The sequence below is a fragment of the Oxalobacteraceae sp. CFBP 8761 genome (assembly GCA_014841595.1).
Lineage (GTDB): Bacteria > Pseudomonadota > Gammaproteobacteria > Burkholderiales > Burkholderiaceae_D > Telluria.
Map to the genome: position 1 here is coordinate 1 of JACYUE010000009.1, position 5,904 is coordinate 5,904.

Below are 5,904 nucleotides of genomic sequence, written 5' to 3' on the forward strand. Positions count from 1 at the left end.
AGCATGCCGCCAGCGTTCAATCTGAGCCAGGATCAAACTCTTCAGTTCAATCTCTGTTTGTTGGCATTTCTGCCACCCCACCTTACGGCAGGGGTCGCTCACTCAAAATACTGACCGTCACTCATTGCTGAGCAACGTATTTCTTTTTTGTGAACATTTGATAATTTAAGTAATCAAAGACCGAAGTCTTTGGCACCTTCATCAAACGCCCACACTTATCGACTGTTAATTTTTAAAGAACTTTATTCGGTGCTTCTTGCTGTTAGTAGCGAATCGTTTTGTTCGCTGCAGCAGAGAAGAGAGATTATGCTGTGTTTCCGAAATCTCGTCAACTCTTTCTTTTCGCTTCGTCTCAGATTTCTCTGTAGACCTTGCTCTCGTAACCACTTGATTACGTTAACTTTTTCGGTCAGTGCCGAAGCGGAGGCGAACTATAACAAACCTCCCCCGGGTTCCGCAAGCCCTCCTGCAAAAGAATCTTCACACCCGACGTTTTCGCATGCGGCGACGTCTCCAGCAGGATTCTGGCTCCCAAGGTATATTCCCCGGTTAAATAATATAAGACCAACTTTCACACTCTGCACGCAATACTTTGGGGAAATAATGAAGCATCCTGTCCTGCGCCGTACCACGATCGCCGCCCTTTGCGCCTGCTGGCCACTTGCCGCCATTGCCGATGACATCCGCAATCCAATGAACGTGGTGGTCATCAGTGGCACGCGCGCTGAACACACCAGTTTCGACCTGCCCGCCGCGATCGATGTCGTCGATGCGGCGCAGATCGGCGCCGCGCAGTTGCGCGTGAACGCCTCCGAAGCACTGGCGGCGGTGCCGGGGGTCGTTGTGCGCAATCGCGAGAACTACGCGCAAGACCTGCAAATCTCGTCACGTGGCTTTGGCACGCGTTCGGCATTCGGTGTGCGCGGCGTGCGCCTCGTTGCCGACGGCATCCCGGCCACCATGCCGGACGGCCAGGGCCAGGCCGCGACCTTCAACCTCGATGTCGCCGAGCGCATCGAAGTGCTGCGCGGTCCCTTCTCTGCGTTGTATGGCAATCACTCGGGCGGCGTGGTCCAGTTGTTCACGCGCGAACCGACCGACAAGCCGACCGTCGAAGCCAGCTTCACCGGCGGCAGCTACGGCCAGCGCAAGCTCGATACGAATGCGTCGGGTCGCAGCGGCGGTATCGGCTACCTGATCGATGCGTCGCGCTTCGAGACCGGTGGCTACCGCGACCATAGTGCAGCCACGCGCGACCAGGCCTATGCCAAGCTGGTGGTCGAGCCAACGTCGACCAGCCGCCTGGTGATTACGGCCAGTGGGCTGCGCCAGGACGATACGCAGGATCCACTTGGCGTGACATGGGATACCTTCCGCCGCGATCCACGTGCGGGCGAGATCGACACCACCGATACGCAATCGCCACAGCGCACGCTGGCCGATCGCTACGACACGCGCAAGAGCATCGATCATCAACAATTCGGTGCGACGTTCGAGCAGCGCTTCGGCCAGGATCGCCTGCAAGTGACGGCTTACGGCGGCAACCGCCGTGTGATCCAGTACCAGTCGTTCTCGCGCGGCTTCCAGGCGCCGGCCACGCACTCGGGCGGCGTCATCGATTTCGACCGCGACTTCTATGGCATTGACGCCAACTGGCGTGCAGTGCGCACCGTTGCCGGTGGCACGCTGCGCACCACGGCAGGCCTCGAAATGGCGCAATCCAAGGATGCGCGCCAGGGTTTCGAGAACTTCATCGGTACTACTTTTGGCGTGAAAGGCAATCTGCGGCGCGACGAACAGAACGACGTGACCAGCGTCGACCCGTACGTGCAAGTCGAATGGGAACGCGACCAGTGGGTGCTCACCGGCGGCCTGCGTCACAGCCGCGTGGACTTCGACGTCGAGGACCGCTATCTCTCCAACGGCAACGACAGCGGCGGCACCGCCTTCCGTCATACGACGCCACTGGTCGGTGTGCTGTACAAGATTTCGCCAACGCTGAACGTGTATGCGAGCGCGGCGCGCGGCTTCGAAACGCCAACGATGAATGAGTCGTTCTATTCAGGCACGGGCGGTGGCTTCAACTTCGCACTCGAGCCGGCGATCGGCACGCACCTCGAAGTTGGCGCCAAGGCGATGGTGGCCCGTGGCGTGCGCGTCAACGCCGCCGTGTTCCAGGTGAAGACGAAGGATGAACTGGTGGTCGATGCATCGTCGGGCGGCCGCACCAGCTATCGCAACGCGAGCGCCACGCTGCGCCAGGGTGGCGAGCTGTCGGTCGACGCCGAACTGGGTGCCGGCTGGAATGCGCGCATCGCCATGAGCATGCTGCATGCGATCTACGACGAAGGCTTCGGCGCCGTGCCAAAGGGTAGCCGCCTGCCGGGCGTGCCCAAGTCGAGCTTCTACGGTGAATTGGGCTGGACGGAAACGGCGGGCCGTTATGGCGTCGCGCTCGAGACGGTCGCCAACAGCCGCGTGTACGCGGAAGACACCAACACCGCGCAGACAGCGCCTGGCTATGCGGTCGTCAATGCCCGCGTGCAGGCGAGCCAGCAATTTGGCGGCTGGCGCCTGCGCCAGTTCGCACGCCTGAACAACCTGTTCGACCGCGACTATGTCGGCTCGGTGATCGTGGGCGACGCCAACCGCCGCTACTACGAAGCGGCGCCTGGCAGTAACTGGCTACTGGGCGTCAGCGCGCAGTATCAGTTTTAGTCAGGTCCACCGGGGCTGGGGCCGGGGACGGTGCCGCTGCTGGCGGCTCCTGCCCCGGCAGAGCAACATCCGGATACAGGCGCGCCAGCGTCGCCGTCACCGCCGGCACCAGAACAGCCTGCACCAGTTTGGTGGCTGCGCCCAGGTCCGGCGCGGCGCGCACGGACTGCCACAGGCGCGCGCTATCGACACCGCGCGCAGCCAGTGCGCTCTCAGCCTCGGCCTGCCAGAACGGCGGCGCTTCGCTTTCGACATAATTACCGCGTCCACGGCCAAAGTGCGCCACTGCCAGATAGCGCAGAATCGCGCCCACCAGCATCTGCTGCAGGAACGGGTCGGCGAACTTCACGTTTGCCTGGTTGCGATCGGTCCCCTGATTGAAGCCCCACGCGGCGCCGGCGGCCGTGATACCCCCGGCGATCGCGCCCAATAACGCGCCGGCGCCCATCGTCAGGCCGCCCGCCATCAAGTCAGCCGACAGACCGGTGGTTGCACCCGCCACCACGGCGCCCAGCAATCCAGCCTGCGCCTTGTCCACTGGCGCGTTGACCGCGAAGTTGTCGCGCACGCGTGCATTGACAGCGACGGCCTGCCCCGGATCGATGCGATACAGGGACAGCATGCGCGCCGTCGCATGATTGATGCCGTCGTTCAGGCGCTGCACGAGCGCTGCCATCGCCAGCTCCTGGCGGCGCGCTTCATCCTTGCCGATGCCGACCGCTTTCAACGCGCTGCGCAACATGCCCGGCCGTTGTTCGTCCAGCGCCTCGGTATCGCGCGCGGCGGCGGCAATCTGTTCGGCGTTCATCTGCAAGGCGCTTGCATAGCGCTCGCGATTGCGCGCCGCCCAGGCAGACAGCAGGCGCGCATACGCGGGCTGCTTCTCGGCTGCGATCAGGTGCGTGACCGATTCGTAGAACACGTGTTCATGCACCCAGCAGCGGGCGAATGCATCGAGCGGCAGCACTTCCTTGACGACCGAATACTGGGCCAGATGCTGTTTCCAGCGCTGTGGCTCGGCCTGTTCTTCGCTGGCCGGACGCGGTGGTCCGATCTGGTTCAGCAGCACGACCACGGGTTTGCCGAGCCATTCGAGGATATTCATCTCGGACGGCAGATAGCCCGCATCCTGTGGCGACTCGGACGAGTTCACCAGGTAGAGCACCACGTCGGCTTCTTCGCGCGCAGCGCGCAGTGCCTGCTGGCTGAGGAAGAACGGACGGTCGCGATAGCGGTCGAAGACCTCGCGCAGGAACCAGCCGATTGGATTGCCGGCCATGGCCAGGCGTTTGTGCAGACGCACCGAATCGCCGAAACCGGGCGTGTCCCATAACACGAGCGAGTCGCCAGCCGGTGTGGACAGCAGCGGGTAGCCTTGCGAAATCTGGGTCACGTGCGCAGCGTCGCGGATTTCGCCGACGTCCATGCCAACCAGCGTGCGTGCGAGTGTGGTCTTGCCGTTGTTCGTATGCGAGACGAGGGCGAACTGGATCTTGGCAGGCTGGATCATCGCAGCTCCGGCAGGGTCAAGCCCGCACCCAGTTCAAGCGGGTACTTGTCCGGTTCGAGCAAATTGACGACATGGGCCGACGTGCCATGGAAGCTGCAGAACTGCCGCCACAGCGAATGACGCTCGGCGGCGCGTTCAGCGCCGACCTGGTCGCCGATACGTTCGAGCAGCGCCGATTCATCCAGCAGCACGGCGACACCGCGCGGCACATGCTTGACCAGATAGTCGAGCAGCGCGCCGTGATTTTCCTTTTCTGGCGTCGCAGCTAAGCTGAATAGCACGGTGGTGACGGTGATGCCGGCTTCGTTCAGCATCGTCTCGCGCAATGCATCCTTCGGTTCGATGCCATACGCGACCGACGGCAGCAGCTGCACCCTCGCCTGCCCACCCAGGGCCGCAGCGGCGATTGCCCACAGGCCGCGGTCACGCGGCTCGTCAAGCGTGTAGGTATACGGAATCACGCGCAGCACGGCCGGCGCGCTGGTACCGATGCTGTCAGCCAGTTTGCGGTAGTACGGCTGGTCGAGGTCGAGGGGGAAGTGACGCGACAGATGGCGCGCGCGCAGGCCGGCAACAATCGCGAGCAGTACGCGTGGAATGATCACCAGCAGCAGCAACGTCGCGCCGTACAGATGAACCCAGCGTTCGCCAACCGGCAGGCCGGCGCTGCCGCCGAAGCGCAGTTGCTCGATCTCGGCCAGCGTGAAGCCTTGCAGGAACGGGAACACAGTCAGCGCTGGCGTGAAGAGCCACGACAGCAGCGTGTGGACTTGCTGGGCGTCGAGGAAGGTGCTTTCCCAGCCAGTTACGTATTGGGTGAGCAGGCCGCGCGCATACAGCGACGCGACGGCACCGAGCGCAAAGCCGGCGGCCGCGAGATGCACCGTGCGGCTCAGGCGCGCACGCGTCAGCGGTTCACTGAGCACGGCCCAATCTGCCAGAAAGTGAGCAACGCCTTCGGCCAGTGCGGTGGGAAGCTTGCGCGGCGCGACGGCCTTGCCCACGCTCAGTCGGCGCAGCAGCGGCGCACCGCTCTTCTTCTTGCGCGCCGCAGGAACAACCGCCCATATCAGAAGGCCCAGGTACACCAGCAGGTTCCAGGCGATGATGATCAGGAGCGGAGCGGATAACAAGTCAACCCGGTGTGGATCGGCGATGCGATCGAGCGCGGCGCCAAGCACGAAGGCGATGAACGGCAACGCGAACCAGATCCCGCGCATGCCGGGGGCGCGGCGCTGGAATGCGCCGAAGGCCGGCGTGCGTTCGCCGAGACGCTTGAGGATTTGCTCGGCGCGCTGCTGCAGGAAATGCTGCTGATTGACGGCCGTATGACTGTCAGCCGCCTGCCATGCGGCGAGCTCGCGTGCGCTACGGGTGGCGTACTTGCGATCGTCGTCGCTCAGTACGGTATGACCAACGTCGGCGTGCTCGATCGCGCGCGCCAGCACGACATTGCGTGCAACCTGTTCATTCATGCTGTTCCCGTGATTAAAATGACAATGCTGATGAATGCATTGTGCACCAGATTCACGGACGTTGGCGGTGGGGTGGCGCACCGTGCTCGTCACATCGAAGAGTGAGCACGATAAAGCGATCGCCCAAAGCGAAAAGCCCCACTCAGATCACTGAGTAGGGCTTTTCTATATAACTAGCCTGACGATAACCTACTTTCACAC

At 62.8% G+C, this 5,904-nt stretch carries 3 protein-coding genes; 1 reads left to right on the forward strand and 2 read right to left on the reverse strand.

What is annotated here, in order from left to right:
* Window positions 1–603: 603 nt before the first annotated feature.
* On the forward strand, window positions 604–2,718 hold the full coding sequence (locus IFU00_22780) for a TonB-dependent receptor (protein ID MBD8545107.1): 2,115 nt from the start codon (window positions 604–606) through the stop codon (window positions 2,716–2,718).
* Here IFU00_22780 and IFU00_22785 read toward each other — a convergent pair.
* Together IFU00_22785 and IFU00_22790 are read right to left on the reverse strand one after the other, a co-directional pair.
* Window positions 2,696–4,228, reverse strand: a complete 1,533-nt coding sequence (locus IFU00_22785; protein MBD8545108.1) for a DUF3482 domain-containing protein — start codon at window positions 4,226–4,228, stop codon at window positions 2,696–2,698. The two genes, IFU00_22780 and IFU00_22785, sit on opposite strands and share 23 nt — an antisense overlap.
* Window positions 4,225–5,703, reverse strand: a complete 1,479-nt coding sequence (locus IFU00_22790; GenBank protein MBD8545109.1) for a DUF2868 domain-containing protein — start codon at window positions 5,701–5,703, stop codon at window positions 4,225–4,227. The genes IFU00_22785 and IFU00_22790 overlap by 4 nt, the downstream gene beginning before the upstream one ends.
* Window positions 5,704–5,904 lie beyond the last annotated feature (201 nt).